This is a genomic window from Nocardia sp. NBC_01388 (assembly GCF_045040085.1).
Lineage (GTDB): Bacteria > Actinomycetota > Actinomycetes > Mycobacteriales > Mycobacteriaceae > Nocardia.
Map to the genome: position 1 here is coordinate 4,802,542 of NZ_CP109553.1, position 24,981 is coordinate 4,827,522.

Annotated in this window: 19 protein-coding genes; 9 read left to right on the forward strand and 10 right to left on the reverse strand. The window is 64.6% G+C overall.

The window, feature by feature from the left end:
- The 4 genes from OG716_RS23660 (at window position 1) to OG716_RS23675 (ending at window position 11,664) form a co-directional block, all read left to right on the forward strand.
- The gene (locus tag OG716_RS23660) at window positions 1-7,020 is read left to right on the forward strand and encodes an amino acid adenylation domain-containing protein (protein WP_405132948.1); all 7,020 of its coding nucleotides are present in this window, start codon (window positions 1-3) and stop codon (window positions 7,018-7,020) included.
- Window positions 7,017-8,828, forward strand: coding sequence for an asparagine synthase (glutamine-hydrolyzing) (gene asnB / locus OG716_RS23665; RefSeq protein WP_405132949.1), 1,812 nt, complete (start codon window positions 7,017-7,019; stop codon window positions 8,826-8,828). The genes OG716_RS23660 and asnB overlap by 4 nt, the downstream gene beginning before the upstream one ends.
- A gap of 149 nt (window positions 8,829-8,977) precedes the next feature.
- Window positions 8,978-10,483, forward strand: a complete 1,506-nt coding sequence (guaB, locus tag OG716_RS23670) for an IMP dehydrogenase (RefSeq protein ID WP_405132950.1) — start codon at window positions 8,978-8,980, stop codon at window positions 10,481-10,483.
- 371 nt (window positions 10,484-10,854) lie between these two features.
- A complete protein-coding gene (locus OG716_RS23675; RefSeq protein WP_405139867.1) occupies window positions 10,855-11,664 on the forward strand; it encodes an aminotransferase class IV family protein in 810 nt (269 codons plus the stop codon).
- Between the two features lie 297 nt (window positions 11,665-11,961).
- Here the strand turns inward: OG716_RS23675 and OG716_RS23680 are convergent, their stop codons facing one another.
- The 5 genes from OG716_RS23680 to OG716_RS23700 form a co-directional block, all read right to left on the reverse strand.
- Window positions 11,962-12,672: a hypothetical protein gene (locus OG716_RS23680; RefSeq protein WP_405132951.1), complete on the reverse strand. Its 711-nt coding sequence runs from the start codon at window positions 12,670-12,672 to the stop codon at window positions 11,962-11,964.
- A gap of 242 nt (window positions 12,673-12,914) precedes the next feature.
- Window positions 12,915-13,913 (reverse strand): hypothetical protein, encoded by a 999-nt coding sequence (locus OG716_RS23685; protein ID WP_405132952.1) that lies wholly within the window; start codon window positions 13,911-13,913, stop codon window positions 12,915-12,917.
- 208 nt (window positions 13,914-14,121) lie between these two features.
- Complete coding sequence (locus tag OG716_RS23690) at window positions 14,122-14,607, reverse strand: NUDIX domain-containing protein (protein ID WP_405132953.1); 486 nt, start codon at window positions 14,605-14,607, stop codon at window positions 14,122-14,124.
- A 317-nt stretch (window positions 14,608-14,924) separates the two neighbouring features.
- Window positions 14,925-15,299: a hypothetical protein gene (locus OG716_RS23695; RefSeq protein WP_405132954.1), complete on the reverse strand. Its 375-nt coding sequence runs from the start codon at window positions 15,297-15,299 to the stop codon at window positions 14,925-14,927.
- Window positions 15,300-15,304: 5 nt separating this feature from the next.
- Entirely contained in the window at window positions 15,305-16,138 is an 834-nt protein-coding gene (locus OG716_RS23700) for a DUF5753 domain-containing protein (RefSeq protein WP_405132955.1), read from the reverse strand.
- A 468-nt stretch (window positions 16,139-16,606) separates the two neighbouring features.
- On the opposite strand from OG716_RS23700, the gene OG716_RS23705 reads away from it, so the two are divergent.
- From OG716_RS23705 to OG716_RS23725, 5 genes are all read left to right on the forward strand, one after another.
- A complete protein-coding gene (locus tag OG716_RS23705; RefSeq protein ID WP_405132956.1) occupies window positions 16,607-16,852 on the forward strand; it encodes a hypothetical protein in 246 nt (81 codons plus the stop codon).
- Between the two features lie 200 nt (window positions 16,853-17,052).
- Window positions 17,053-17,292: a hypothetical protein gene (locus OG716_RS23710; RefSeq protein ID WP_405132957.1), complete on the forward strand. Its 240-nt coding sequence runs from the start codon at window positions 17,053-17,055 to the stop codon at window positions 17,290-17,292.
- Between the two features lie 59 nt (window positions 17,293-17,351).
- Complete coding sequence (locus OG716_RS23715) at window positions 17,352-17,774, forward strand: hypothetical protein (protein WP_405132958.1); 423 nt, start codon at window positions 17,352-17,354, stop codon at window positions 17,772-17,774.
- A gap of 18 nt (window positions 17,775-17,792) precedes the next feature.
- Complete coding sequence (locus OG716_RS23720) at window positions 17,793-17,993, forward strand: hypothetical protein (protein ID WP_405132959.1); 201 nt, start codon at window positions 17,793-17,795, stop codon at window positions 17,991-17,993.
- A gap of 197 nt (window positions 17,994-18,190) precedes the next feature.
- On the forward strand, window positions 18,191-18,352 hold the full coding sequence (locus tag OG716_RS23725) for a hypothetical protein (protein WP_405132960.1): 162 nt from the start codon (window positions 18,191-18,193) through the stop codon (window positions 18,350-18,352).
- Between the two features lie 403 nt (window positions 18,353-18,755).
- On the opposite strand, the gene OG716_RS23730 is transcribed toward OG716_RS23725, so the two are convergent.
- From OG716_RS23730 to OG716_RS23750, 5 genes are read right to left on the reverse strand one after another with little or no spacing between them, the layout of a single operon-like run.
- A complete protein-coding gene (locus OG716_RS23730; protein WP_405132961.1) occupies window positions 18,756-20,057 on the reverse strand; it encodes a hypothetical protein in 1,302 nt (433 codons plus the stop codon).
- A gap of 16 nt (window positions 20,058-20,073) precedes the next feature.
- Complete coding sequence (locus tag OG716_RS23735; protein WP_405132962.1) at window positions 20,074-21,663, reverse strand: hypothetical protein; 1,590 nt, start codon at window positions 21,661-21,663, stop codon at window positions 20,074-20,076.
- Entirely contained in the window at window positions 21,582-22,958 is a 1,377-nt protein-coding gene (locus tag OG716_RS23740) for a DUF1173 family protein (RefSeq protein ID WP_405132963.1), read from the reverse strand. The genes OG716_RS23735 and OG716_RS23740 overlap by 82 nt, the downstream gene beginning before the upstream one ends.
- Before the next feature lie 3 nt (window positions 22,959-22,961).
- Window positions 22,962-23,453 (reverse strand): hypothetical protein, encoded by a 492-nt coding sequence (locus OG716_RS23745; RefSeq protein WP_405132964.1) that lies wholly within the window; start codon window positions 23,451-23,453, stop codon window positions 22,962-22,964.
- Window positions 23,446-24,846 carry a type IV secretory system conjugative DNA transfer family protein gene (locus tag OG716_RS23750; RefSeq protein ID WP_405132965.1) on the reverse strand — a complete coding sequence of 467 codons (1,401 nt, stop codon included), beginning with the start codon at window positions 24,844-24,846 and terminating at the stop codon, window positions 23,446-23,448. The genes OG716_RS23745 and OG716_RS23750 overlap by 8 nt, the downstream gene beginning before the upstream one ends.
- Window positions 24,847-24,981: the final 135 nt, after the last annotated feature.

The window sequence follows — 24,981 nt, forward strand, 5'->3', positions numbered from 1 at the left end:
ATGGATATCTCGCTCAGCACAGAGTCGAATCTGGGAGACGCCTTCACCGCTGCGGTGGCACGCAACAGCGACCGGATCGCGGTCCGGTCCGGCTACGAGGTGTGGACCTACCGTGAACTCGCGGAGCTGACCGGCGCGGTGGCACGGGGCTTGACCACGCTGGCCGGTCCGGACCGTGAGGCGGGAGTGGTTGTGGTGCTGCTGGACCGGTCGGTGGAGTTCGTCGCCGCACTGATCGGCACAGTGAGCGCAGGGCTGACCTACCTGCCGATCGACCCGTCCGCACCGCAGGAGTACATCGCCGGGCTGCTCGAACAAGCGCGACCGGCGATCGTCGTCACCAGCGAGGATCGAATCCCGCAGGCTCCTGCGGGATCGGCGCGGTGGGTGACGGTCGCCCAGCTCACCGCCGCCGCGAGCGCGCAGACGCAATTGCCCGCGCCGCGCCGTGAGGATCCGGCCTATGTCATCTTCACGTCGGGATCGACCGGTAGGCCCAAAGGTGTTGTGCTCGCGCACCGTTCGATGCTCAATTCCACGCAGGCACGGATCCTGGCGTATGGCAGGCCGGAGCGTATTGCGTTACTGCATTCGCCGGCGTTCGATGTCGCGTCCGGGGTGGTGTTCTATGCGTTGCTGGGCGGCGGCACGCTGATCGTCAACACGATGCCGTTGACTGATGTGGCAAGCACAGTGGAGCTGGTCCGCCGGGAGCAGATCACACACCTGGTATATGCGGCGGGGCTGTATCCGCCTTTCCTGGAGCGGATTTCGGCCGACCCGCCGCCTTCGTTGACGACGGTCATGATCGGCAGCGAACGGTGGAGCGAGATGCTCATCGACCGGCACGCCCAACTGCTGCCACATACTTCGCTGTACAACGAGTACGGGCCCACCGAAGCCTGCGTATTCTCCAGCTACGCACTGGTGTATTGCGGCACGTCCGGGCAGCAATTCGCGTTGACTATCGGCACACCGCTGCTCAACACTGGCTACACCCTGCTCGATGAGACCGGCACCGTGATCGAGACCGTAAAGGGCGCGACCGGAGAGCTCGGTATCACCGGCCCGCAGGTGGCACTCGGCTACCTCGCCCAACCCGAACTCACCGCCGACCGGTTCATCGCGTTGCCCGGCGGCGAATCGGCCTATCGGACAGGCGATTTGGTCGAAGTCGGCCCCGATGGCCAGTTCCGGTTCCTCGGTCGAGCTGATCGCCAACTCAAGATTCACGGCAACCGGGTCGAGCCGGGCCACGTCGAAACCGCACTGATGTCCCACCCCGGCGTGGAGCAAGCGTATGTGAGCGTGCGCGCGGATCTGGGCGCGGAGGCCACACTGGTGGGTTACCTGGTCACCAGTGGCGATGTGGTCGTCACCGCAGCTCAGGCACGGGCGCACTTGGTGTCCAGGCTGCCTCGGTACATGATTCCCACCGCCTGGGTGAGCCTGAAGTCATTGCCGCACACCGCGAACGGCAAGATCGACGGACGTCTCCTTCCTTGCCCTGCGGCACCCGTTCGGTCCGGCGCAGCCGCAGCTGATGAGGTCGAGGCGGTCCTGGTCGAGATGCTGGTCGAGATAACCGGGATCGAGCAGATCGCGGTCGATACGGATCTGCGCGGGCTCGGGCTCGCCTCGTTGTCACATGTGCGGTGCGCGGCGGCGATCAGCAGCCGCTTCGGGGTCGAGATCCCGATGGCCGTGCTGTTCGCCGTGTCCGACGCGCGTGAGCTCGCCGAACACGTGCGGGGCGCGGACCGAACCGGCAGGCCGGCGCTGGTGGTGACCGGCCGCGAGACCGATACCGCCCCGCTCAGCGCCCAGCAGCGTCAGATCTGGATCCTGCATCACCTGGCGCCGTCGGCGCTGGCCTACACCACCCAGTGCACCCTCGACCTGACCGGAGAACTGGAGCCGGTCGCGCTCGAGGAGGCTCTGACCGGCATCGTCGCCGGTCACGAGATCCTGCGCACCACCTTCCACGACAGCCCGCACGGCCCGGTCCAACGCGTCCACGCCCCTTGGCCGGTCCGCGTCGAACAGGTGGATCTGTCCCCGCTCGGCGAGGATGATCAGCGCCACACCCTGGACGAGCACAAGAACGCGGCGATGCGCTGCGGGTTTGATATCGCGGCACTGCCGTTGGTGCGCTGGTATCTGTACCGGCTCTCACCGGTGCGGTGGCAGTTGTTCCAAGTCGAACACCACTTCGTCCACGATGGGTGGTCCGCGACGCTACTGCTGGGCGAGATCCGCGACGCCTACCACGCGGCCCACCATTCCCGTCCCTACCCGCGCCCGGCCCTGCAGGTTCAGTACCGCGACTACGCCCACTGGTACCACGCGTGGCGTGGCAGCGAGCACTATCGCCGCCAGCAGCAGTACTGGCTGAGCACATTGCAGGGCTGCTCTCCCGTCGGTATCACCTTCGAACCGGACCACCCGAGGCCGCCTACGCAGAGTTTCGATGGAGGGTGTCTCCGGCTGAGTATCACCCCGGAGGTCGTGGCCGCCATCGATGCCACGTGTGCCCGCCAGGGAGTGACGCGGTTCGCGATGTTCTTGTCCGCGTTCGCTTTGCTGGTGTGGCGGCATACACACGAGCCAGACATGGTGATCGGGTCCGCGCTGTCCAACCGCCGCCAGGCCGAGACCGCGAATCTGCTCGGCATGTTCGTCAACGCACTGCCGTTGCGGCTGCGCCTCGAGGACTCCGCCACCGCTGGCGAAGTCGTCCAGGACGTCATGCAGGTGCTACTCGGCGCGCAGGACCATCAGGAATTCCCGCTGGTCGATTTGGTCGAGTCCCTGGACCTGCCGCGCGATCCCGCGCGAAATGCGCTGTTCGGGTTGATGTTCGCCTTCCACGACAGTCCACGCCCGCAGTTCGAACTCGATGGCTTGCGTGGTGAGCTGCGGATCGACCACAACGGGTCGGCGAAGAACGATGTCAACGTCGTGTGTGTACCGGAAATGGTTGCGACGCAGGACGGTTCACGCCGCATCGGAATCGATGTTCTGTGGGAGTACAACAGCGCCCTGTTCGATCCGGCGACGGTGCAGGAGCACGCCGCCCAATTCGCCCACATCGTCGCTTCGATCACCGACTTCTGGGATACCCCGATCGAGCGCCAGGATCTGCTGGGGCCGGTGATGACTCGCCGCATCCTGTCCGCCGGTATCGGGCCGGACTCGGCACCGACGTTCACCACGATCACCGAGGGCGTCGAGCACGCCATGACCTGCGCCCCGGACGCGATCGCGCTGATTCACCGATCCCTCCAGGTCACCTACCGTGAACTCGATGAACTCGTAGCACACTACGAGAGCGTGCTCGACCAGGTCGGGCTAGGCGCGAGCATGACCATCGCGATCGCCTACCCCAGGTCGGTGGAACTGGTCGCGGCATGGCTGGCGGTACTGCGCCGCGGCGGAACCTACGTCACCCTCGATTCCACGCAACCACGGATGCGGCTGCTGACGCTGGTACACAACAGTTCCTCGGCGGCAGTGCTGTGCGCCTCCGAGACTGTCGCCGCATTTCGAGGCTCCGCAGTGCCGGTGATCTGCCCCGAGAAGGCCGCCGCCGCACTGATACCGCCGCCGCTGGCGGTGATTGAACCCGGCGCCCCGGCGTATCTGACCTACACCTCCGGTTCGACGGGAGCGCCGAAGGCAGTTGTGGCCACGCACGCGAACGCGGTGGCCGCGATCCATGCGCGGACCGTCGAATTCGGCTCGACTCCGCCGCGCACGTTGGTGACGCTGCCGGTGGTCTTCGACGTCGCCGCGTCGATGGTGATGTGGACGCTGTGGCTCGGGGGCACCGTCCTCTTCCCCGACACCGACGAAGCCGGCCAGGATCCCGATACGTTGCGCTCGCTGATCGACGCACACGAGGTCACGCACCTGAACTTCGTATCCTCCTTCTACACGGTCTTCCTCGACGGCATCGAAAACCATTGGGCGAGTTCGCTTCAGGTAGTCGCGGTCGGAGGTGAGCCGTGCACACGCGACCTGGTGCACCGCCACGCCGAGGTGTTGCCTGAGGTGGCGCTGTACAACGAGTACGGGCCGACCGAAGCGACCGTATGGAGCTCAGTGGCACGGGTGCATCCACCGGCCCGGCGCACCAGCACGCACCGGGTCGCGATCGGACGACCGATCGCGAACGGCGCACTGTTCGTGCTGGATCCGCGCGGGCACTTCTCGCCTATCGGCGCACGGGGTGAGCTGGCCATCGCAGGGGCGGGCGTATCGGCGGGCTACCTCGGACGACCGGACCTGACCTGCCGCCACTTCGGGCCACTGGCGATCGGACCCCGAGCCACCGAACGCGTATATCGCACCGGTGACGCCGCCCGCCTGCTGCCCGACGGGGAATTCGAGATCCTCGGCCGCCTCGACGACCAGATCAAGATTCGCGGGTTCCGGATTGAGGCAGGCGAGGTGACCGCCTGTCTGACAGAACATCCGGCGGTGAAAGCGGCATTCGTCGCGATCGACGAGGTAGCAGGCACCCCGCAGTTAGCGGCGTTCGTGGCCGCCCCGGGCCACGACCACACCCTGGCCACCGAGTTGTGCCGCTGGCTCAGCGAACGGCTGCCTGCCTACATGGTGCCGTCGCTGTACGCGATCGTCGGCGAGCTGCCACGCACCCGTATCGGAAAGATCGACCGCACCCGGATGCCGACTCCGACCGGCCCGCACGTTGCGACCGAAAACCCCGAACCCCAAGGTGATTCGGTACAGGGGCTGCTGCTGCAGTTGTGGCGCACTCTGTTGGGCCGCCAGGACATCACCGTCGACGACGACTTCTTCACCCTCGGCGGTGATTCGCTGCTCGCGATCCGGGCGGTGACCCTGGCCCGCTCACACGGACTGGCTCTGTCGGTCCCTGCCGTCATCCGCGCACGCACCATCCGAACAATCACCGAAACTCTGCCCACCAGCCCAACAACGGTGGATCGGCGGCGACCCGGCGGGACAATGCTCGCGCTCTCGGGGATCCAAGGATGGTTCTTCGCACAGCAATTCACCGACCCGGACCGCTTTCAGGGGGTCCGCGCATTCCAGATCGACCCCCGCACGCAAGCCCGCGATCTGGTCGCCGCGATCGAATCGACGGTGGTCCGCCACGACGCCTTCCGCACCGCGTTCGAGCAGGTCGGTGATCAGTGGCATGCCCGGCTACTCGACGCCGCGACCGGCCCGTCCGTCAACCACGTGACTTTCTCTGCGGTGCACGATGATTCAGCACTGCACCGGCACCTGGCCACAATGACCCAGACCCTGTCGATCAGCGCGGCCCGGTTGTGGCGCATCGACCTGTGCACCAAATCCGACTCAGGACGGCGGTGGCTGTGCCTGGCATTGCATCACCTCATCGTCGATGCCGTCTCGTGGGACGTCCTTGTCCGCGATATCGAAACAGGCATCCACCGGCGCTCCGTCGGGGATGCTGCAGTCGAAAATCGTGTTGCCGCGGGCATGCCGGAGCGAATTCCGCTGCAATCCAACGACTCCGAAGTCAACCATTGGCAGACCCTGGCGGACACACCGCAACCGAGCATCACTGGCGCAGCAGCAGAGCGGACCCCGTTCGGCGCCCTGTACCGCACCGAGCACAGCTTGTCGCCGCTGGCGCGGCGACTGCTGGTGCGTGAACTGCCGCTGCTGCAAGGACCCAGCGCACGAGCAGTGCTGCTGGCTGCGCTGGCCCGCGGGGTCACCCGCACGCTCGGGCGACACCTTTACGTCCTGTTGGAAGGCCACGGCCGCGACCATCTGCCGGGCGCGGAGGAGATCGTCGGCTGGCTGACCGCACTGTATCCGGTATCTCTGCCGGTCGGTGAGCAGACTGAATTGCTCGCCGCCGCCGAGGATGTCGAACACCGCCTGGGCGAGGTTCCCGCCGACGGCGCGCACTACGGCGTCGCCCGCTACCTCAAGCCGGCCACGCCGCTCGGCACCCTCACCGCCCAGATCACCGAACCCGAGATCACGTTCAACTTTCTCGGCCAGCGCAGCGCGCCACTGCCCACCGACATCCTCACCCCGCTGCCGGTCCCAACCGGATTCGGGATCGGCCCGGCCAACGTCCTGCCGACACCGCTGGATATCATCGTGGCCGACACCGAGCACACGATGGTCGTGCGATGCGCTGTCGATCCGGCCCGAATCGACCCCAGCGCCGCCGACGCCGTGCTGAAAGTAATGGTCGACGCAATCGAGGAGACTGCGGCCGCAGTGCCTCTCGGTGGCAGCGCGGGCTCGCCACCCCACTTCCTGGTACACCCCGTCGACGGCACCATCACCTGGGCGCAACCGCTGGCATCGCGGCCGGGCACCCCGTGGCGGTGGATCGGACTTCCCCAATCTGAACCGAGTCCAGATACCAGCGTCGCCGGGCTCGCGGCAGAGTACTGCGCACGGATCCGCCGCATCCAGCCACACGGCCCGTACACGATCACCGGGTGGTCCTTCGGCGCCGCAGTCGCGTACGAGGTGGCCCGAGAGCTCGAGGGCGGCGGCGACCAGGTGGCCGCCGTGACACTGATCGACCCGCCGACCTCGGCGAGAGAACGCGCCGACGACAAGGCGTCCCTCACCGACCAACTGCATCGGCTCGTGCCCTGGATCCCGAGGTCCGCGGTCGCATCGGGTGTCGTCGCCGCCGTGAATCTTCCGGAGCCTGAACGGATTCGGGGCCTGATACAGCAGTTGTTGGACGCGGACTTCGGCACTGAGGAACGGTCGCTGCTCCACCAGCAGGTCGGTGTCTTGCTCGCCAACCGGCGGGCGTTGGCGGCCTGGCATCCGGTCGGCCAGGTCGAGGCTCTCACCGTCGTCGTCTCCCAGGACACGAGCGTCGCCGGGCTGGTGGATATCGGGGCGTGGCGACCGCACAGCCGCACGCTGGTGCGTGTGGAAGTCGTTGCGGGCGATCACTTCTCGATGCTGTCCGGCGAGGGACTGACTGCGCTGCGCGATGTCCTCGAAGGTCGCAGCGAATGAGCATGTACAGCGGATGCGGCATCGCGGGAACGCTGGTCCATCACCGCGCCGGAGGCCCGGTACCTGGGCGCTTCGATGTGGAAGCGATGACCGCCGCGCTCACCCACCGTGGTCCTGACGCCGAAGGGATCTGGGCCATCGACACTGTCATATTCGGGCACCGACGCCTGAGCATCGTCGGCCTGGGAGTGGCTGGCGCTCAGCCGATGACACGAGCGCATCTGACCATCACCTACAACGGCGAGCTCTACAACTTCCGAGAACTGCGGAAGGAACTCGCCGCGGAGTTCGTGTTCGAGTCCGGGACCGACACGGAGGTGGTGCTGCGGGCCTGGCAGAAATGGGGACCGGCGGTCCTGCAGCGGTTCCGTGGCATGTTCGCCTTCGCTATTTGGGACCAGCGGGCCCGGCACCTGACGCTGGTGCGCGACCGGCTCGGCATCAAACCCCTGTACTTTCACTCCGGCCCCGCCGCGTTCGCGTTCGCCTCCGAAGCGCAAGCACTACTGCAGTGCTCAGGTGTTCCCCATCGCCCGGACCTCGACACCATCGGGCACCAGCTGTTGTGCTCGTCGACCCTCGAGGTCGATCCCTGGCGCACCGCCCTCGCCGAAGTCCGCGCGGTCCCGCCTGCGACCTACCTGGTCGTCACCGCCGAGGGCACCACCTATGCCACCACCTACTGGTCATTACCTGAAACCGACACGCACGCACAAGGATCAGCCGCCGAACTGGAAGAGCTGCTGACCGACAGCGTGCAGAGGATGCAGGCGGCCGACGTTCCGGTGTGCGCCTTTCTCAGCGGTGGCCTCGATTCCTCCGCGATCACCGCACTCGCAGCACGTCACGGCCCGCTCACGGCGGTCACCATCGCCTACAACGCGCACGAACTCGCAGACCGCGCGGCATCGACTTTCAACGACGACATGCGGTTCAGCCGTCTGCTGGTCGAGTCCCTTCACACTGAGGTCGACCACCGAATCCATGTGCGGCCCAACACGATCACCCTCGACGACATCGACTCTGTCTGTGACCTGGCAGCGGTCAATGACGATGTCCGGTTGGTCAGCATCCTGGCCAACTACCGTGTCGTGCGTGATCTGGGCCTGCGCGTCGTGCTCAACGGTCAGGGTGCGGACGAGATCATGGGCGGCTATATCGGCCAATCGAATTTCCTCGCCAACATCCTCGATATCGGCGATCCGGGCAAGGACCTGGTCTACCGCCTGCCCGCCTCACGCCAGGCACCAGGGCTCTCCGCAGATGTCCTGCGTAACCGTCGCGCCGCACGCACAGCGGTGCTGGAGATCATGCACGACCAGCCTGGAACGGCCCTCGAGCGTGCGCATCGGCTCCTGGTACGCACCCAAATCCCCCGGATTGTGCAGTTCGAGGACTTCCTCGCGATGCGCATGTCGGTCGAGGCGCGGTTCCCTTTCCTCGATCACCCGTTCGTCGAATGGTGCTTCGCGGCGCCCTTCGAACGCCACATCCACCCACGTACCCGGCACGGCAAGGTGCTACTGCGCGCGTGCATGCAGCCGAGCATTCCCGGCACTGTGGTGTCGAGGCCGAAGGCGGTCTTTCCCTACCCTGAAAAGGGCGCATTGCACGGCAGTTTGGTAAGTCTGGCGCGCCGTCACGAGCGATCCATTCGCGCCGACCCGCTCGTGGGTGCACTTTTCGCGATGCCACGCGAAAGCGACCTCTCGACGTGGTCGATAGACCAGCTGTGGCTCGTCTTGGCGATGTGGCGGTGGCACAACCGACTCAATTCCCCCACAAACCGACAAGTCCAGGTGAGATGAATATTGTTCTGGCCGTGGCTCTTTCACCTACTTGGGGTTTTATCCCTTATGGGACTTTCGGATTCACCCGCGGTCGCCGCGATCGGCGCGATTGCTACACTCCCACCACCGTTCCGCTCACATCCCCTGCTGAGGAGCTGGTCACCCCCATGAATTCCCGCGTTGAGGTAGCACTGTCCGACCTGCCGGTAGGGCTGACATTCGATGATGTGCTGCTGGTACCAGCCGATTCGGACGTGATTCCGAGCGGGGTCGACACCACGACCAGGGTCTCCCGCAACGTCACACTGAACGTGCCGGTCGTCTCGGCGGCGATGGACACCGTCACCGAAGCCCGGATGGCTATCGCCATGGCCCGCCACGGGGGTCTCGGTGTCCTGCACCGCAATCTGCCCGTGGACGCGCAGGCGGGACAGGTCGAAATCGTCAAGCGTTCCGAAGCGGGAATGGTCTTCGACCCCGTCACCTGTACACCGGACGCGACCCTGCAGCACGTCGACGACCTGTGCGCCAAATTCCGGATCTCGGGCGTACCGGTAGTCGACGACAACGGGTTGCTCGTCGGAATCATCACCAACCGCGACATGCGATTCGAACGCGACATGTCACGACCCGTGCGTGAAGTCATGACCACCGAGCGGCTGATCACCGCCCCGGTAGGAGTCACAGCCGACGACGCGCTGGACATTTTGCGCGCCCACAAGGTCGAGAAACTGCCGATCGTCGACGCGGCCGGAAAGCTGGCGGGACTGCGCACGGTCAAGGACTACGTGAAGTCCGAGCACTACCCTCTGGCGGCGCGTGACAGCCAGGGCAGGCTGCTGGTCGGCGCCGCCATCGGTGTCGGTGAGGACGGCTACACCCGTGCCATGGCACTGGCCGAGGCGGACATCGACGTGATCATGGTCGACACCGCACACGGCCACCACCGTGACGTCTTGGATATGGTCGCCCGGCTCAAGAAGGACCTCGGCGACAAGGTCGACATCGTCGGTGGCAACATCGCTACCCGTGCGGGAGCGCAGGCGCTCGTCGACGTCGGCGCCGATGGCGTCAAGGTAGGTGTCGGACCCGGCTCGATCTGCACCACCCGGGTCGTGGCCGGTGTCGGTGTTCCCCAGATCACCGCCATCGCAGAGGCTTACGCCGCCTGCGGCCCCGCCGGGGTCCCCGTCATCGCCGACGGCGGCGTCCAGTACTCGGGCGACATCACCAAAGCGATTGCGGCAGGGGCCAGTACGGTCATGCTGGGCAGTCTGCTCGCCGGCACTACCGAATCGACCGGTGACGTTATGCTGGTGGGCAGCAAGCAGTTCAAGGTATACCGGGGAATGGGCTCGCTGGCGGCCATGCGCGGCCGCGATGGGGGCAAGTCCTATTCGAAGGATCGCTATTTCCAGGACGACGTCCTCGCTGAGAAACAGCTTGTCCCCCAGGGCATCGAGGGGCGCACACCATTCCGAGGACCTCTGCCGGATGTCTTGCATCAGCTCGTGGGCGGCCTGCGCGCTGGTATGGGCTTCGCCGGCACCCGCACGATCCCCGAACTGCAACAGGCACAGCTGATGCGAATCACAGCAGCGGGCATGCGCGAGAGCCACCCGCACGACGTCGCCATCACCACCGACGCCCCTAACTACGCATCACGGCCGTAATCGGCGCCCCAACGGGTTTCCGGAAACAAAAACGTGAGCCGCGACCACCAAAAACCCGCACTCACACAAAGGGTGAGGGTGGCCAGCGCTTCGACGGAGCTGACCAGAAAATTCGGCAGGTTGTGCGGTCTTGAGGAAAGCGTGCCCCGAAACACGGCCGGTCCAGCCCGTGACGGGCTGGACCGGTGGAAGATTCCGGTTGCGCCGTCATCAGCGTCGGCTCCCCTTTTCCCAGGCTCTGTCGACCGCGCGTAGGACGGGGCCGCTGTTCGAGCAGCTCACACCGTTCAACATTGACGTGAAATCGGCCGCTGAGAAACAGCCTTTCACCGAATTTCAACGCCCTTCCTCCCCCGTCGACCCCGCTCGCGCTGCGTCGCAATGCGAAACTTAAACGCATGGAACTCAACGGCGTGCCAGTCACAGCTGCCCAACTCGCGCCATTGGGATTCGTCGGATTCGGGCACTTCACCTCGATGCGGATCACGGCCGGCGCAGTCAAAGGCCTGACGTTGCACCTGGATCGGCTCCGCCGCGACTGCCGCGACGTCTTCGCCACCGAACTCGACACCAACCGCGTACGCGATCTCGTACGCCACGCACTGCCCGCCAGCGACGATTCGCTGGTTGTGCGCATCACCGTCTACGACCCCGCCCTCCAGCTCGCACACCCCGGGGCCCCCGCGCAGCCACATATCCTCGTCAGCGCCCGCCCAGCACTGGTGGTCCCGCAAACCCCGCTCACTCTGCAGGCCGCGGTCGGTCACCGCCAGATGGCGCGGATCAAGCACCTCGGCCTGTTCGCCACGCAGTACCTGCGCGCAGGCGCTCAGCGCGCCGGGTTCGACGACGTGTTGCTGACCAGCCCCGAGGGCACCGTGTCCGAAATCGCCACCAGCAACATCGCATTCATTAACGACGACGGCCAGTTGATCTGGCCAGACGCCGAGGTCCTGGTGGGCACCACCATGCGGCTGATCAACCAGGCCCGCGACGAAGACGTCCTCACCGAGAAAGTCACCCTGGCCGATCTGCCGAAGTTCGCCGCGATTGTCGCCACCAACGCCGCGGTCGGTGTGCGGGCGGTATCCCGGGTCGACGACACCGCATTTCCCACCGAGCACGCACTGATCCACACCCTGCGCGCAAAGTACGAATCCATTCCGCCACAACGGATTTAGGCCCTCCCACGATCGTGCTGCGACTAGGCTTCGACACCATCGCACACGGACTGGAAAGGGCACGCACTGATCGCCATGCCTCGAACGTTCGCCCTGTTCTTCACAGAAAGCTCCGCCCGCGCTGCGCCTACGCAATTGCGGGTATAGGTGTGTTCAGGGAACACGGGGATCGCATCGAGGCGCTGTGTGAGAGGGTCCGGAGTTCAGGGCCGCCGTAGTGTTCCTCCGCCGAAAATCGGGCGAAAATGGGAGCGAGAGTTTCCAGCTCAGTCGCCACCACACCGAGCATCTCGATGCCTAATCGGTCAGCACGATTTCCGGGGAGCATTTGAGCGCCGAGGCGAGGACGGTGATCTCTGCAGGCACGCGCAGGGCGCGGCGGGCCTCGTCCAGATGGATGTGGGCCGTGCTCTGTCCAAGGATGCCTGGATGCTGGTCGATCGGCACGACCGCGACTGTGCGCTTCCAGTGCCGGGTCAGACTTTCGACAGCCTCAAGCTGCTGAATCGGCTCGGCCGATTTGAATAGCGGTGAGGGATACATCAGCACGAGACCGTCGTTGCCAGGCAGCATCCGGTGGGTGACTCGCGACACCATCCAGGCACCGAGGTTGTGCCCGCGTTGCACCGGCTCGATCAGGATCGCCGAGAGCACCAACAGCGCGTTATTGAACGGCACGCCGTCGAACTGGTCTTGGACATGGTCGGCGGTCCAAGCTCCGTCGAAGATCGGGCTAAAGACTCCTGCTTCGGTCGAGTAGTCGTCCAGGATGGCGCCGGAGAACGAGTCCTCGCCGACTTGCACCGTCAGGAACTCACAGACGCCGACGCACACCTGTATGTCGTCGACCTCAGCCGCAGACATGAGCAGTTGGGCTTGCCAGTCCAGGCACGCCGGTGTGTCGAGGGTGTTCATGCTCCGGTACCGCAGCATCGGATCGCGCAGCGTAGCGCCGGTCGACCCGGCTTCGGTGACTTTCGCCGCCAGATCGCGCAAAGAGGTGAGCACGAATTCAGTATGCAGAGATGAAGGCCCCGAATGGCTCAGACTCAAGGAACTCGCGCCGGATGCATGTGCACACGATGATGACGTTCAGCACCCGCCACGGATTTGGTTGGCGCGAGGCGAAGGTAGGAGCCTTATAAGCCGTCGGGCATGCGCCATTCTCGTGACCGAGTCAAGCTGGCGCTGCCGGCTGGCCGAGCGGACCTGCGATGCGCCAGTGACCAACCGAGAATGGATGACCCAGGTTAGTCCCGCTGCGCCACCTTCAATTCCGGTTCGTAACTGTTGTCGTACAGAGCATCGACAGCCTTCTTAAACCGTGCGTGGGCATTGTCGGAATGACCTGCCTCCAGGCGTTGCCGCGCAGTTACCCCGTTGTCACCCAACTCGGCGAACCGCGGCAAACTGTCAGGCAGAACCATCCCCCTGACCAAGGTGGGTATGAGCACATCAGCGATGTAACTACCGATGTGGCACAGCTCGGGCACAGGCGCGACCCAAGTGATTCCGTCAGGTCTCAGGACATGCACCGCCGTTTGGGCTGTCACGACCGCGACCTCACCGGGAGCAGCCGATTTGAGGATGTCGCCGACTGCCACCGCACGCATGCTGTGAACACTGGTCCAGAACGGTTCGTCCTCGTCCTGGAACGCTGAACGCGGAAGGGCGAGTCGGATCATCCGATGCTTGTCAACGTTGGAGTATTCCTGAAGGAGCAGAAGCGGGTGTTCGTTAACGACCGGCATACCCGTCATGATCGAGAGCAATGCACTGATGGACGGAACCTGTGACATCGTGTCGATGTAAGGTTGAAGGCACGCAACGCGATCACCGAGCTTCGCGCCCTCGTCGAGTTCCACGAGACCCTTACGAACTACGCTTTTCCGCCACTCCTTGAAGGTCTTTTCGACGCGGATCGGGAAATCGACCGTCTTGGCCTCTGCGGCGGAAAGGGGTGCGGCCCTCCCCAGTTCGACGAGCTGGTACAGCACATTGTCGATGGCTGCGCGCATATGGTGCACGGCTTCGCTGAACAGCATCGTCGCCAACGGGGGGATCTCTCGGATGCCCTTAACTACCAGGTCGTGACCACCATCGTCTCGCTCTACCTGACGTAGATCCAGAGCCACCTTCGACCACTCTCCAGCGACCTCGCCAAGTTCGGCCGCGAGTTGGTCTGCTCGCACCAACCGAAGTACAACGGGGTCCAACTCCGCTGGCAACCAAGACAAGTCATGATTCATCCGTCGACGATAGCTCGGGACACCTCGCAGCTAACAACGATTTTCTGCCCGCTGGCGTCGGTCGTCCTGATGTTGATGCAGCATCAACGTACAACCGATTGGCTCGGTGATCGCTTCAGACCGACAGCGCCACAAAACCTTTGCTGTGATTGCCCAACTGCTGAGCAAAGATGCTGGAGACGGAGTCCTGCAGTCACGACCAGTTTGCTCACCGGCGTATGTCGGGCAACAGGATGCTGTCGAGCTTGCGGAGGAATCGGGGCAGGTGTGGATCAGTGGCCGGCAGGCCATGCGGGTCCAGATCCCACCATCGTCCACCGTCGAACTCACTGGGGTCGAGTGTGTACCGGCGAGCGCGAACGCCGCGGATCACGTACCACAACGAAATGTCGGTATGAACCGGCGTGCTGCCGACGGTGCCGTTGGTGAGCAGCACTGGTTGCTGGCCCACCACATCGAATTCGGCCTCGATACCGAGTTCTTCGCCAGCTTCCCGGCGGGCCGCTGCTAACGGATGTTCGCCAGGCTCCACATGTCCGCCCATCGGCAGATGTAGTCCGGCCAGGCGATGCTGGCCGAGATACACACCTCGCGCCTCGGGGTCGACCATGACCATATAGACGGCGAGGTGTGGTGACGGGATGTCTGGCTTTGCCCGCCGGAAGATGTCGTCGGTCGAACCGAGCCAATCCAAAGTTCTTGCGATGTGGCGTCGTTCGAGATCATCGTAGGGCGAGATGCCCGTAATGAGGTCCGCGACGACCGCAGTGGCAGGCCGCATAGCGGCGAACCTTACCGAAGCGGTCCGACACGTTCGTCACCTGTCCGCTTCGACAGTTCATCTAGCACGGCATTCGTGTCATGGGCGATTGTCGAGGCGGCTGCCGGGTGTGTCTACGGTGCCATGCGCACGAAGGGCTGCGTCAAATTCACTGTAGCGAATTCACTGCCTCGGACAGGTTCGCACCGATGGATTTGGCATGACCCTAAACGCGGTGCGCCTGTGTGAAGTTAGGCGTGGTCAGCTTCACCATCTGCGACACCCTTCGCCCAGGCGTCCCACTCCTTCGGCGTGTAATCCAGCCTGACCGCTTCGCCTTTCGCGTCCGCACCTTTGAGCGTGGCAGCCCCGTTGGAGTGGAGGGCGACCTCGATGTTGCCCGTCGTGCCGGAATTGGCGCTGAGAGTCAGTTCAAGTAGGCGCGGCCAATCACCGCGTGGACACGCGATGATTGGTTGTCTGTCCACGTCGCCCGCGTACTTGCTGTCCTGGATGAGCACCCGCTCGCCATCAAATTTCCACTCGACACACGAAGGGCCGTCATTGGAGCGGAGCGGCTTTCGGAAGCCACCTTTTGTCCAGTTCACGGGCTTGACTACGCTCATAATTCTCAAGCTATCCTATCTGCCGTTCGGTCTATCAGGGTCAATGAGTCTTCACGGCTCAGCGCCAAATCGGCCTGCCGCTCGAAGAGGATGCGTAGTTCACGCACCCTGCCCGGATCGTCGATAATGCCGCGTGTCACGACCGACTCATGCCACGCAACAGGACTGAGCATGGGGCTCGAGAAGTAGACGATGTGAAACGGCGATCCAGACAGGATCGGCCTGACAGGCGCTGTGAACGGAACGATCCGGATATCGATCGTCTTCTCGTGGTTCCTCATCATCTCCGAAAGATGCCGAAGCTGACCGCGCATTACCGCCTGGTCGCCGGTCAGCTGTTCCAGGGCAGCTTGGTGGATCAACGCTGTCAGACTCAACGGATCATCACCGATCAGGCGCTGCTGGCGGCGCATTCGCACCTCGATGTAGAGGTCTGTATCCAACGGGCGGATGCGGGCGACGTCGGACGCCATGATCGCCCGCGCGTAGTCCTCGGTTTGCAACAGACCGGGTATGACCAGCGCTTCGTAGGTCGCGATCGAGGCCGCCCCGTGCTCCAGGCCGAAAAGCCGACGTGTTTCGTCATCGAACAGTCCCTGATAACCCATCCACCAGCCACGTTCACGCGCTTCGGTACGCAGCACTTCTAGTGCCTGGCGCTCCTGAGCGTCGACGCTGAACAGATTCAGCATGGCTTTGAAGTGGTCGTCGGTAAGCGCTCGCCGATCCGACATCAGCTGATGCCAGTAGTTGGTGGTGATTCTCAGGGCGCTGGCCGCCGTCGCGGGGTCGATATTCAGGTCGGTTCTCCACTGGTTCAGGCGGAGCAACAGCTCCATTCTCGCAACCGTGGGCGACATCGGCACGACAGCTCCTTCCGTCCGTGGGGCAATCCTACCGTCCCCCAGAATCTGTGGTCTGCCTGTTGCGTTGTCAAGTTGACAAGTCTAGTGTCAGAGGTGTTGAACGTCACAATCGATGACAAGTTCAGTACGTGCGTAAGTCAGAGCGGGAGCTTGGCCATGTCCGTGCAGCTAACTGATATGCCTTTAATCGCCAGCCAACAGACCCGGCATCAGGCGGAGAGTGACAGCAAACCCCCGCGCGGTTGCGTCTGGTCGACTCGCCCGGTCCACGCCCTAAAGCGGCGGAACACTGCCAGGCTCGCCAGCCTCGGTGCCGAAAGATTCTGCCAACCGGATCCGAAATCCGATCGGGTCGAGCGCTCTTGGTCCGACTCTTGCCGCCTCCGCGTCGCAGAAGGAATCCCCGAAGTCCTCGTATCAGGACTCTCCGGGTGATCTCCCATGCAACCTCCAGACTCATCGTCACCGGCGCCGGAAGAACCGGATGTCCACGTTCGGTTCACCGATATCCGCGACGCGGCCCGACCCAAGGTAATCGCGGACTACCGCGTGAACCGCGCGGCGGCAAAGAACTTCCTCGACGACTGGGCCCGACACCACAGCCCAGACCTTGTCGTCCGCATCGTGACCGACGACTGCGTCGATTTCAAACGAATGATTTGCGAAGGACTCTACCGATGGTTGTGAACACGGCCGGACAAGGACCCAGTTCGCAGCAAGACGTGGCCCCCGCAAATCCCGCTGCGGGTCCTGCCCGTTTGGGTTGTGCCGCAACAATGTTCGACCTCACGAAACAGAAGTGTCGAAGGCTCGGCCGTGAGCAAGTGACGCGCCGAAGTTGCTTAGTTTGCCCGATCGTCAGTAACTACCGATGAGGAGGTCTTCCGATGTTCGCTTTCACGTTATTCCTGATAGGTGTGGCCGCGGGTGGCGTGCTGGTCTGGTTCGCTTTGCGCTACACCACGACTGACGCTGTTCGTGTAGACGGTGGTCATAATGGCCCCGACTGGTCGGCAATGAGCATCGTGGCGCGGGTGGAAGCCGAGAACCGCCAGGCTCGTACGGCCGCCGGGACCGGCGGCGTCCGATCGGTCCCGGGCCTGCAGATCATGGCTTCGGTCAGCTGAGGCGGTGCCTGGTGTCCACGATGTTCGAAACAGAGTGTGAGCGTTCCGGAATCGATCTAATGATCGAGCAGCGGTGCGCCATCTATGAGCGCCGCTTCGGGCTAGCTGCGTACCACGATCCCAGCAGCGGCCACATTCTCGCGGCTACCGATCGGCACACTGCGGGTGTACTCGCGCCGCGATCGCTCGCGGCGGCGGCTTTCCCGCTACGGGATTCGGGGTCGGTTCCAGCGTTCTCGGTCAGCGGCAACCGGTGGATGTTTCTCACCGACGGCGTGCCCGATGCGCAGACCGTTCAGCAAATGCTAATCACGGCGTTCCGGTATCCGATCGTGCCGATTCTCGCGCCTACACCTGTGGCACTGCCGACCCTCGGTTCGGCATTGCGCAGCTGGCTGTATGGCCCGCGCAGCCCAGCGCGGTCGCCGATCACCATTGTCGTGGCTGCGCTCCAAACCGCGGCCCACCGCTTCGATTCCTGATTGTTACAGGAGCTTGCAATGCCCGATCCCGCCTACCGCGACCCACAACAGCCACGTCCGGGAATGTTCGTTCACGCCGACGGTGAACTAGCCGAGTACCTGTGCCATGCCGAGCCCCTGGGTATGACCGCACAACGCGCGCAGCAGCTGCACGACCTGCACGCCGGCCACTCCGCTGATTGCCTGATCCTGGCAACCGCTGATCAGCAAATGCCCTGACTCTCAATCGAATTCGACTCGCTGCCAGAAGGACGCTCGCTATGCACCCGCGACGCAAACCCCTCGATCCGCAACCTCGGACGGCTTTGGGATACATCAACCGCCTCCGGCTCCCTACCGAAGTATCGCCAGAGGTCCATGCTCTACCGATTCGCGCCTGGGCCGATAGGCAAGGATACCGTTGGGGTGGAACATATTTGGCTTCTTCCGACGACGAGCAGACCGTGGCCGCGCTAATTCGCGCAGCGGGCAGGCCCGACGTCGATGTGATCGTCGTGCCGAACAGCAAGCACCTACCGGCGGGCCAGCACGTGGTGGTCAGTGGAGATCGCCGCATTCGGGTAGTCGCCGTACGGTGACGCCGACAAGGTGACCACACTCGACCCTCGAGTCCACCAAGCAAGGTCGGCAGGTTCAGTCTGAACCGCCGGATATGCACGGACGGTAGTGCCCGCGCACATCTGATAGCGCCGAGGCGCGCAAAATCACCAGGCGCTGTCGGCGAATGCTGGCTCTATTCCATTATTCGTGATCTACCCATCTGTAATACGCAGGAGCGCTTGCTGTTCAGGTGTATTGACCCGAGTGTTGTTGCTCAGCGCTCGTCATCCAACTACGCCAAGACCCCATCACGTTCCCGTGCGGCACGTTCCCCGCGGGCAGACGGTATGCACTCCCCGAAGCAAGCCCGCTGCGCCCCGGATCAGACGCTCGGACTACGCGCCCTCGTCACGTCGCGGCCTTGACTCGCGCGACGGGCTGTCAGTGCTGAAGGCGTGTCCGCGCAGCTGTCTTTGGCTGACGAGATATCGCACGTCGCCGCTCTTGCGCTGTGGCTCTGGCCTTTTCGCGGGCGCTCTCGATCAGCTTTCTCCGGCGATCGGGCGACGGAACGCTGGCATCGGGCTTTGCTGCTACGTCGTTGGATTCGGCCGGCGATGATGCTCGTGCTCGGGTGCGGGATTCTTCGGCGGTGGGCTTAGTCTGCGCGGTGTCCGAGGAGGGTCGCGCTCCGGACTCTTGCCTTGCGCCGCTGATCTCCTGCGCGTAGCGGCGGTGCTGTGCTTCGATGCCCCCGGCTTGGAAGGCTGGCTGCTTGTTGCGCGGGTCGCAGTCGATACACAGTTTGTTGTAGCGGTCGGCCATGTAGCGGTATTCGCCGCAGCGCTCGCACCAGTCGTTGAAGCTGCCGGAAACTGCCGGGGCGGGTGTTGGTGTTCGCGGTGGGTCGGGGTTGGTGTGGGTTTGTACCCAGGCGCTGATGATGGGCTGTGCATGTCGGTCGGCGTAGCGCCACTCTTGCCGGAAGATGCCGCGCCCGTCCGTGGGGAAGTGTTCGGCCAGGTATTCCAGGCGCACCTGCAACTGATCGGTGAGGGTATGTCCTGGTTCAAGTTCGGGTAGCCCGGAGCGGCCGAGGCTGCGGCATTCGCCGCACAGGCCGTCATCGCCCCGTCCGGCCTGGGCGCGTTCGGTGTGCCGGTCGATGGCAGCGCGTTCCAGGCGGCAGGACACACACAGTGTGGTCGGGACATGGGTCAGGGCCTCGACGTCGTAGTCGCGGCGGCCGATAATCGGCGCCTCACGAGGCACCCCTGGATCGTCGCGTTCGTTCTTGTCCAGGGAATCTTCATAGTCCTCGATGATCTTTGTCCTGGGACTCCGCCTCCTGTTCTCCGGTGCGACGCGTTTGTCCGGGTCGATATCCCGGCTAACCTTGCTCGCTCGCGGAACGATCGGTCCGGTCTCGGCCCGGACGGGCGGTGGTTCGGGAATGTATTGGCGTTCACCGGATTTCGGCACGCACGCTTCGATGAGAGGCCGGAATTGTTCGTTGTGGCGCCAGAGGTTGCGTAGTTTCGTGACCGCGACGGTGGGGGTTTTGAATCGCAGAGTGTTGGCGATCTCGACGATCATCGCCCACGTCGCGTCGTCGGTGCCGGCTTGTAGTTGGCGCAGTTGCGCTTTCGCGGCACGAAGGTCTTGGGCTTCGACCAGGGTGCGGATCGTGCGGATGGCATCGGCTTCGGCGGGGTTGCCCAGCGGCGGGGTGGGGGTGCTCATGGCGGCGCTCCCGTAGTCACAGCCGTCGTCGGTGTGGTCGCCCGCCTGATTTCGGAGGCTGTCTGCGTTTAGCCGGAGGTTGTTTCGCCGGTTGTGCTGGTGGCGTGGGCCGTTCGCTGCCGGGGGTCGGGGTCAGGGTGATCCGGTTGGCGTCGCGACTGATCGCGCTGCCGGCTTGTCGCGGTGTAGGTGCGGTGGGTGGCTGGTTGCGGTGCAGGGTGTGGGGTCTGCCGGTGCGCAGGGCATCACGGAGCTCTCGCACGGTGGCGACGTCGTGTTCGAGTGAGCTCAGGTCGCGCTCGAAGGCCCGCATCTCCCGGACCACAGTGTCCGGCAGTGAGACATATGGCGCTGGTTGTTGGCCTGGTGTGGCCTCGAATGTGGCTGCCGCGGCGACTAATTCGTCGCAGGAGCGATAGCGGGACGGTGGGGTGTCGTAGACGGAGGTTCGGCCGTCCTCGCCGGTGTGGATGTGCTGGGCGTACCACTGGTGCTCGTCGAATCCGATCTCGATGAGGTGGCCGGCCCGTGTGAGGTTGCCGTACCGGTATCTGCCGGCCCCTCGGGTGAACTGGTCCACGCGCTGTTGGGCTCGGTCGGCGGCTTCGTCGAGCCAGGTGCTGGTTCGTGGCGGGGTCATCCAATCGATGTCGCTGCCTCGAACGCCTTGCCGGATCTCGTCCAGGCGTGATCCGACGGTGTCGGGCTGCTCCGCATCGATGCCGGGTCCACGGTCGGTCCGAGAGAGCCCGGCTCGATCGGTGAAGTCGACAATGTCGGTGTAGAGGTCATCCGCGCGGAGGTGATGCTCGAATCGGCGGCCTACCGCCCACGGGTTGGCATGGTCGATCAGGGTGTTTCGGTAGGCATCGCACAGCACGTCGTAGCGCACGTCGTCGAGCCAGGACTGCGTCGACGGGTCGAGGGGAATCGCTGCGGTACCGAGCAATTGGTCGAGATGGCGCAGCTGGTCGCCGAGCTCCCCTGCCGTCAGGTCGGTCCCGGTCATGAGGGGTCGTGCTGCGGCACCACTGTGCGGGTCAGGTCCGGTGATGGTGATATCTACCCGGGTCTCGGGGGCTGTTGCTGCTGCCCGGTCGATAAGCCATCGGCGCGCAGTCGACCAGCTCGGCAGCGACGCCCAGGTGGTGTGACCGGCGGCGCGGTAGCTGCTCAGGTATCCGTAGACGAAGTCGATATGGTCTGGGGAGCCCGGGGCGCTGCCGATGCCCATGTCGGTGCGTCGCGCTTCGGCCAGTTCGCCTGCCATCAGCAAGTTTCGGACTTGGATCGGATTGGCCAGATCGGTGGTGCCGGTGCGTGCGTAGTCCCCGGCGATCTGGTCGAGCATCTGTTGCATGCTTTCTGGGTTCTGCTCCCAGCGCCGCGCTGCGGTGGCTAGGTGGTCCCAGTGGTTTTTCCAGGGGGCGGGGGCGGCATGCCAGCGGTCGGTGAGGGCGTCGATCTGCTCGGTGATCTGCTGATGTTCGGGTTCGGAGACAATCGCCCAGTTCAGCGACCCGATCATGTAGTGGTAGAAGCGGAAGTCGTTGCGCAGCTGTTCTTCGTCGAATCGCCGGTCGGGTGTGTGCGGTGTGTCGGCCATGTCGGTGCCTCCTTGGTGGGTGTGGAGTGGGGTGCCTCCTCGGCGTTGTGGCGTGGGCTCAGGCCCCGGTCGGGGCCAGTTCTGCTGATGTGTCGCGTCGTCGGTGGAATGCCGGGCATAGCGTTGACGGCGGTATTCCAGATCCACTGCCTCAGAGGCAGATTCGGATCAGGGGGCGGCGGCGGGCCTGCCGTCGCCGCGGTGGTGAGGTAGCAGGCAGTGGGTGGGTCGGTGTCGGTTAACACCAGCGAGGCCAGTGGGCTGGTGGTGGGCTGGTTGTAGCGCAGGGACTTGGTGAATCGGCGGCCGTGGCCGATCAGCCCGCTGATCAGGGTGTGTTCGAAGACCGATTCGAACGGGATCCAGTCAGCGCTCACGCTCATCAGGGCGATACGGTCCGCGACCGCCACGCCGGCCGCTGTGACGCCGAAGGTGAGCAGGACGATCAACTTCGATCCCGGAAGGGCCTGGCGCAGCGCGAATTCGGTGCCGAAGGCGTGGCGGACGTGGGTGAGGGTTTCGGGCTCGACGATGAACGGGCAGTCGGGGGCGTGCTTGATGAGCAGTTTGTGACGCCCGAAACGAGCCGGAGCGATGTCCTTGACCTCGCCGAGAGCGAGCATCAGTCTGCGATTCTTGCCGGGGCCGAGCAGCGGGGCGAACGCCGCGGTGCGGCGGGCAGCGATGTCGGCCTTCTCGGCGACGGTGAACGGTTCTGGTAGCCAGAGCAGTTCGGATAGATCCCGGGTCTTGGTCGTTTTCGTTTCCGCTGCCATGAGTACGTATCGGCGGATCGCAGGCCAGCTCCGCCTGCCCGACATCGCCGGCACCCATCGAACGAATTCGGCTTCGTCCCAGAGAAAGTGAAGCAAGCCGCGCAACGACAGCTTGGATACGTCCACCTCGTCCGGCGCCTCGATATCGCCGGTGTCGGCCTGGGCCGTGGCGCGGCCTGTGCTGCGGGCCATAGGGAATCCGAGCGCAAGGCGTGTGAGTCCAGTGCTGGGTTGTTCACGAATCGCGGTGCCGAGCAGAGGCGCTAAGCCGGTCAATTCCACCGGCGGGGTGTAGGACGCGCATGCGGAGGCATGATGGGGTCCGGTGCCAGGCATGCGTTTGAGCACGTATCGGCCACTGATGCGGGCGACGTACATATCGACCCCACCGGTTTCGCTTGCGCTGCACAAACATCGGGGACGGTGATGGGGGCTGCAGTGCACCGCCGCCAGCAAGGGCTGCAAGTAGTCCTCGCCGACGCGGGCCCGGTCGATGATCTGATCGTCGATCGCGTACATCGCCTACCCCTCCGTACCCGGAACCATGCTCAGTGGCGGTGCGTGGGTGTCGATTTCGGCGGCGAGGTACTCCTCGACTCCCGCGTGTAGAGGCTGTGGATGATTCTGGTAGCGGCAGTGGTGGGGGCGGCAGGCGGAGAAGTCGCTGATACGTGTGAGGCGTTCGATCGCCGGCCACAGCCACTGGGTGTGCCAGGCGGTCATGTCCTCGCGCGCCAACTCGATGCTGTCGGGGCCACACCAGTATGCGGCAGTGTGAGCCGCCATCAGGGCGGTGAGTTCTTCGACGACGACCTCGTGGCGGTACCAGCAGGCCGGTACGCGGGACCCGAGTTGGTAGCGGTGGCGCAACCAGTCCACCCAGTCCAGAAGTTCGGCCCACAGCCGGGCGGCATCGCGCTGATCGATCTCACGCCAGCAATAGCGACACGGCTGCAGCGTCGATGGTGCCGGATTGCTTGGCTGCGGGCCTGGTTGTGTCAGTGGACTATTCATCACAGTCCCCTCCTTCCTTCTCGCGCGGTGGGCTGATTTGGTGAGCCTCTGGGGGTGGGCGGCGCCCGGCGACGATGTCGTCGAAGGCGCGGGTGGAGGCGGTCACGGTCTCGCGCCACCTGCGGTGTTCCCAGACGCTGGGTAGGCGGAGCAGCATGGCGGGGGCGTTGCGGTAGATCAGCAGGCCGTGGTCGGTGCCCAGTTCGCGGATTTCGTCGGTGCGCAGCACGGTGTCGTCGTGCAGGGCGTAGCTGCGTGATCCTTCGTGCAGGCTCGCTTCCCAGCGGCGGCGTTCCCCGATCAGCCGCGAGAGCGCGGAGAGCTCTTCCACGCCGCGCAGGCCGGGCAGGATCAGCATGGCGGGCGCGGATTGGGCGAGGACTCTGCCGCCTTCGGCTCCCCAACGCAGTTCGTTTTGGTCCTGGTTGTGGGCGAAGGCCCATACCGTGATGCCTTTGCCACCGGAGTCGGTCATGATCTGTGGCAGGTCGGGAATCGGTGCGACGTTGTTCATTTCATCCAGCACCAGCCGCACGGGCGGGTCTAGTCGCTTGCCGGGCAACAGCTGAGAGGCCCGGTCCGCGACGTAGTGCACTTCCGCGGCGAGTGCCGCGACGAACGGTGCCATCGATCGCGTAGTGCCGCGGGAGACGAGGTACAGCGTGTTCGCTCCCGAAAGCACGAATTCGCCGACGTCGAAGGACTGCTCGGCCGGCACATCGACCGCAGCGAGGAGCGTCGGGGACGCCAAGGGCTCGAGCAGCCGGGACGCGGCAGCGAGGACATCGTCGCTCGATTCGCTGGCCGAGGACAGGATTTGGTCGAGTTCGCTGGCCCAATCGGGCAGGGTGTCGGCGAGGATGTCGACGGGGGTGTGGTTGGTGCGTGCCGAAACCCACACGCGGACTTCGCGAATCGAGAGCCCGCGCAGCGCGGCGGCGTGCAGGCAGCAGCGCAGCATGGTGGCGGCCTTCTGCTCGAAGTAGGCACCATTGCGGGTGCCTTCCAAGGGCATGGCGCGTGCGAGTGCGTCGGCCCGGCGGATCGCGGTATCGGGGTCGGTGCAGCCGGTCAGGATGGACCAGGCGATGCTGTCGGGCCAGCCGGTCAGGTGTTCGGGGTCGAATACCGCTACCCGTCCGCGCGCGGCTCGGTTCAGGAGTGTGGCGGCAACCAGGTCGGCTTTGGTGGTCGTGGCCAGGACGAAGCCGGGTGCGTCGATGACGCGTTGCCAGGCCACCCGCCAGGTCTTTCCCGCGCCGGTAGGGCCGTGCACGATCACGCCGTCGCGGTGCTGCAACCACACATGCCGGCGCGGCTGCTCGATCAGAGCACCGACATCCACCGCCAGCGGTGACGGATCCGTTTTCCCCTGCCATACCAGGCTTTTCATCGTCGCCGCCGGGGAAGGTGGATCCTCCGATGGGGCGGCCTCTGCCCTGCCAACCGGGGATATTCGTAGGCGGCCTTATCGGCGGCGGAGTGCTCGTCGAGTCCGAGGTGGTTCAGGTCGGCCGAGCCGGCGAGC

Excerpts from the sequence above, each read along its gene's own strand:
- OG716_RS23660 (WP_405132948.1), top strand. The coding sequence starts at position 1 with ATGGATATCTCGCTCAGCACAGAGTCGAATCTGGGAGACGCCTTCACC.
- asnB (WP_405132949.1), top strand. The coding sequence starts at position 7,017 with ATGAGCATGTACAGCGGATGCGGCATCGCGGGAACGCTGGTCCATCAC.
- guaB (WP_405132950.1), top strand. The coding sequence starts at position 8,978 with ATGAATTCCCGCGTTGAGGTAGCACTGTCCGACCTGCCGGTAGGGCTG.
- OG716_RS23685 (WP_405132952.1), bottom strand. The coding sequence starts at position 13,913 with ATGAATCATGACTTGTCTTGGTTGCCAGCGGAGTTGGACCCCGTTGTA.
- OG716_RS23695 (WP_405132954.1), bottom strand. The coding sequence starts at position 15,299 with ATGAGCGTAGTCAAGCCCGTGAACTGGACAAAAGGTGGCTTCCGAAAG.
- OG716_RS23700 (WP_405132955.1), bottom strand. The coding sequence starts at position 16,138 with ATGGAGCTGTTGCTCCGCCTGAACCAGTGGAGAACCGACCTGAATATC.
- OG716_RS23705 (WP_405132956.1), top strand. The coding sequence starts at position 16,607 with ATGCAACCTCCAGACTCATCGTCACCGGCGCCGGAAGAACCGGATGTC.
- OG716_RS23710 (WP_405132957.1), top strand. The coding sequence starts at position 17,053 with ATGTTCGCTTTCACGTTATTCCTGATAGGTGTGGCCGCGGGTGGCGTG.
- OG716_RS23715 (WP_405132958.1), top strand. The coding sequence starts at position 17,352 with ATGATCGAGCAGCGGTGCGCCATCTATGAGCGCCGCTTCGGGCTAGCT.
- OG716_RS23720 (WP_405132959.1), top strand. The coding sequence starts at position 17,793 with ATGCCCGATCCCGCCTACCGCGACCCACAACAGCCACGTCCGGGAATG.
- OG716_RS23730 (WP_405132961.1), bottom strand. The coding sequence starts at position 20,057 with ATGAGCACCCCCACCCCGCCGCTGGGCAACCCCGCCGAAGCCGATGCC.
- OG716_RS23735 (WP_405132962.1), bottom strand. The coding sequence starts at position 21,663 with ATGGCCGACACACCGCACACACCCGACCGGCGATTCGACGAAGAACAG.
- OG716_RS23740 (WP_405132963.1), bottom strand. The coding sequence starts at position 22,958 with ATGTACGCGATCGACGATCAGATCATCGACCGGGCCCGCGTCGGCGAG.
- OG716_RS23745 (WP_405132964.1), bottom strand. The coding sequence starts at position 23,453 with ATGAATAGTCCACTGACACAACCAGGCCCGCAGCCAAGCAATCCGGCA.
- OG716_RS23750 (WP_405132965.1), bottom strand. The coding sequence starts at position 24,846 with ATGAAAAGCCTGGTATGGCAGGGGAAAACGGATCCGTCACCGCTGGCG.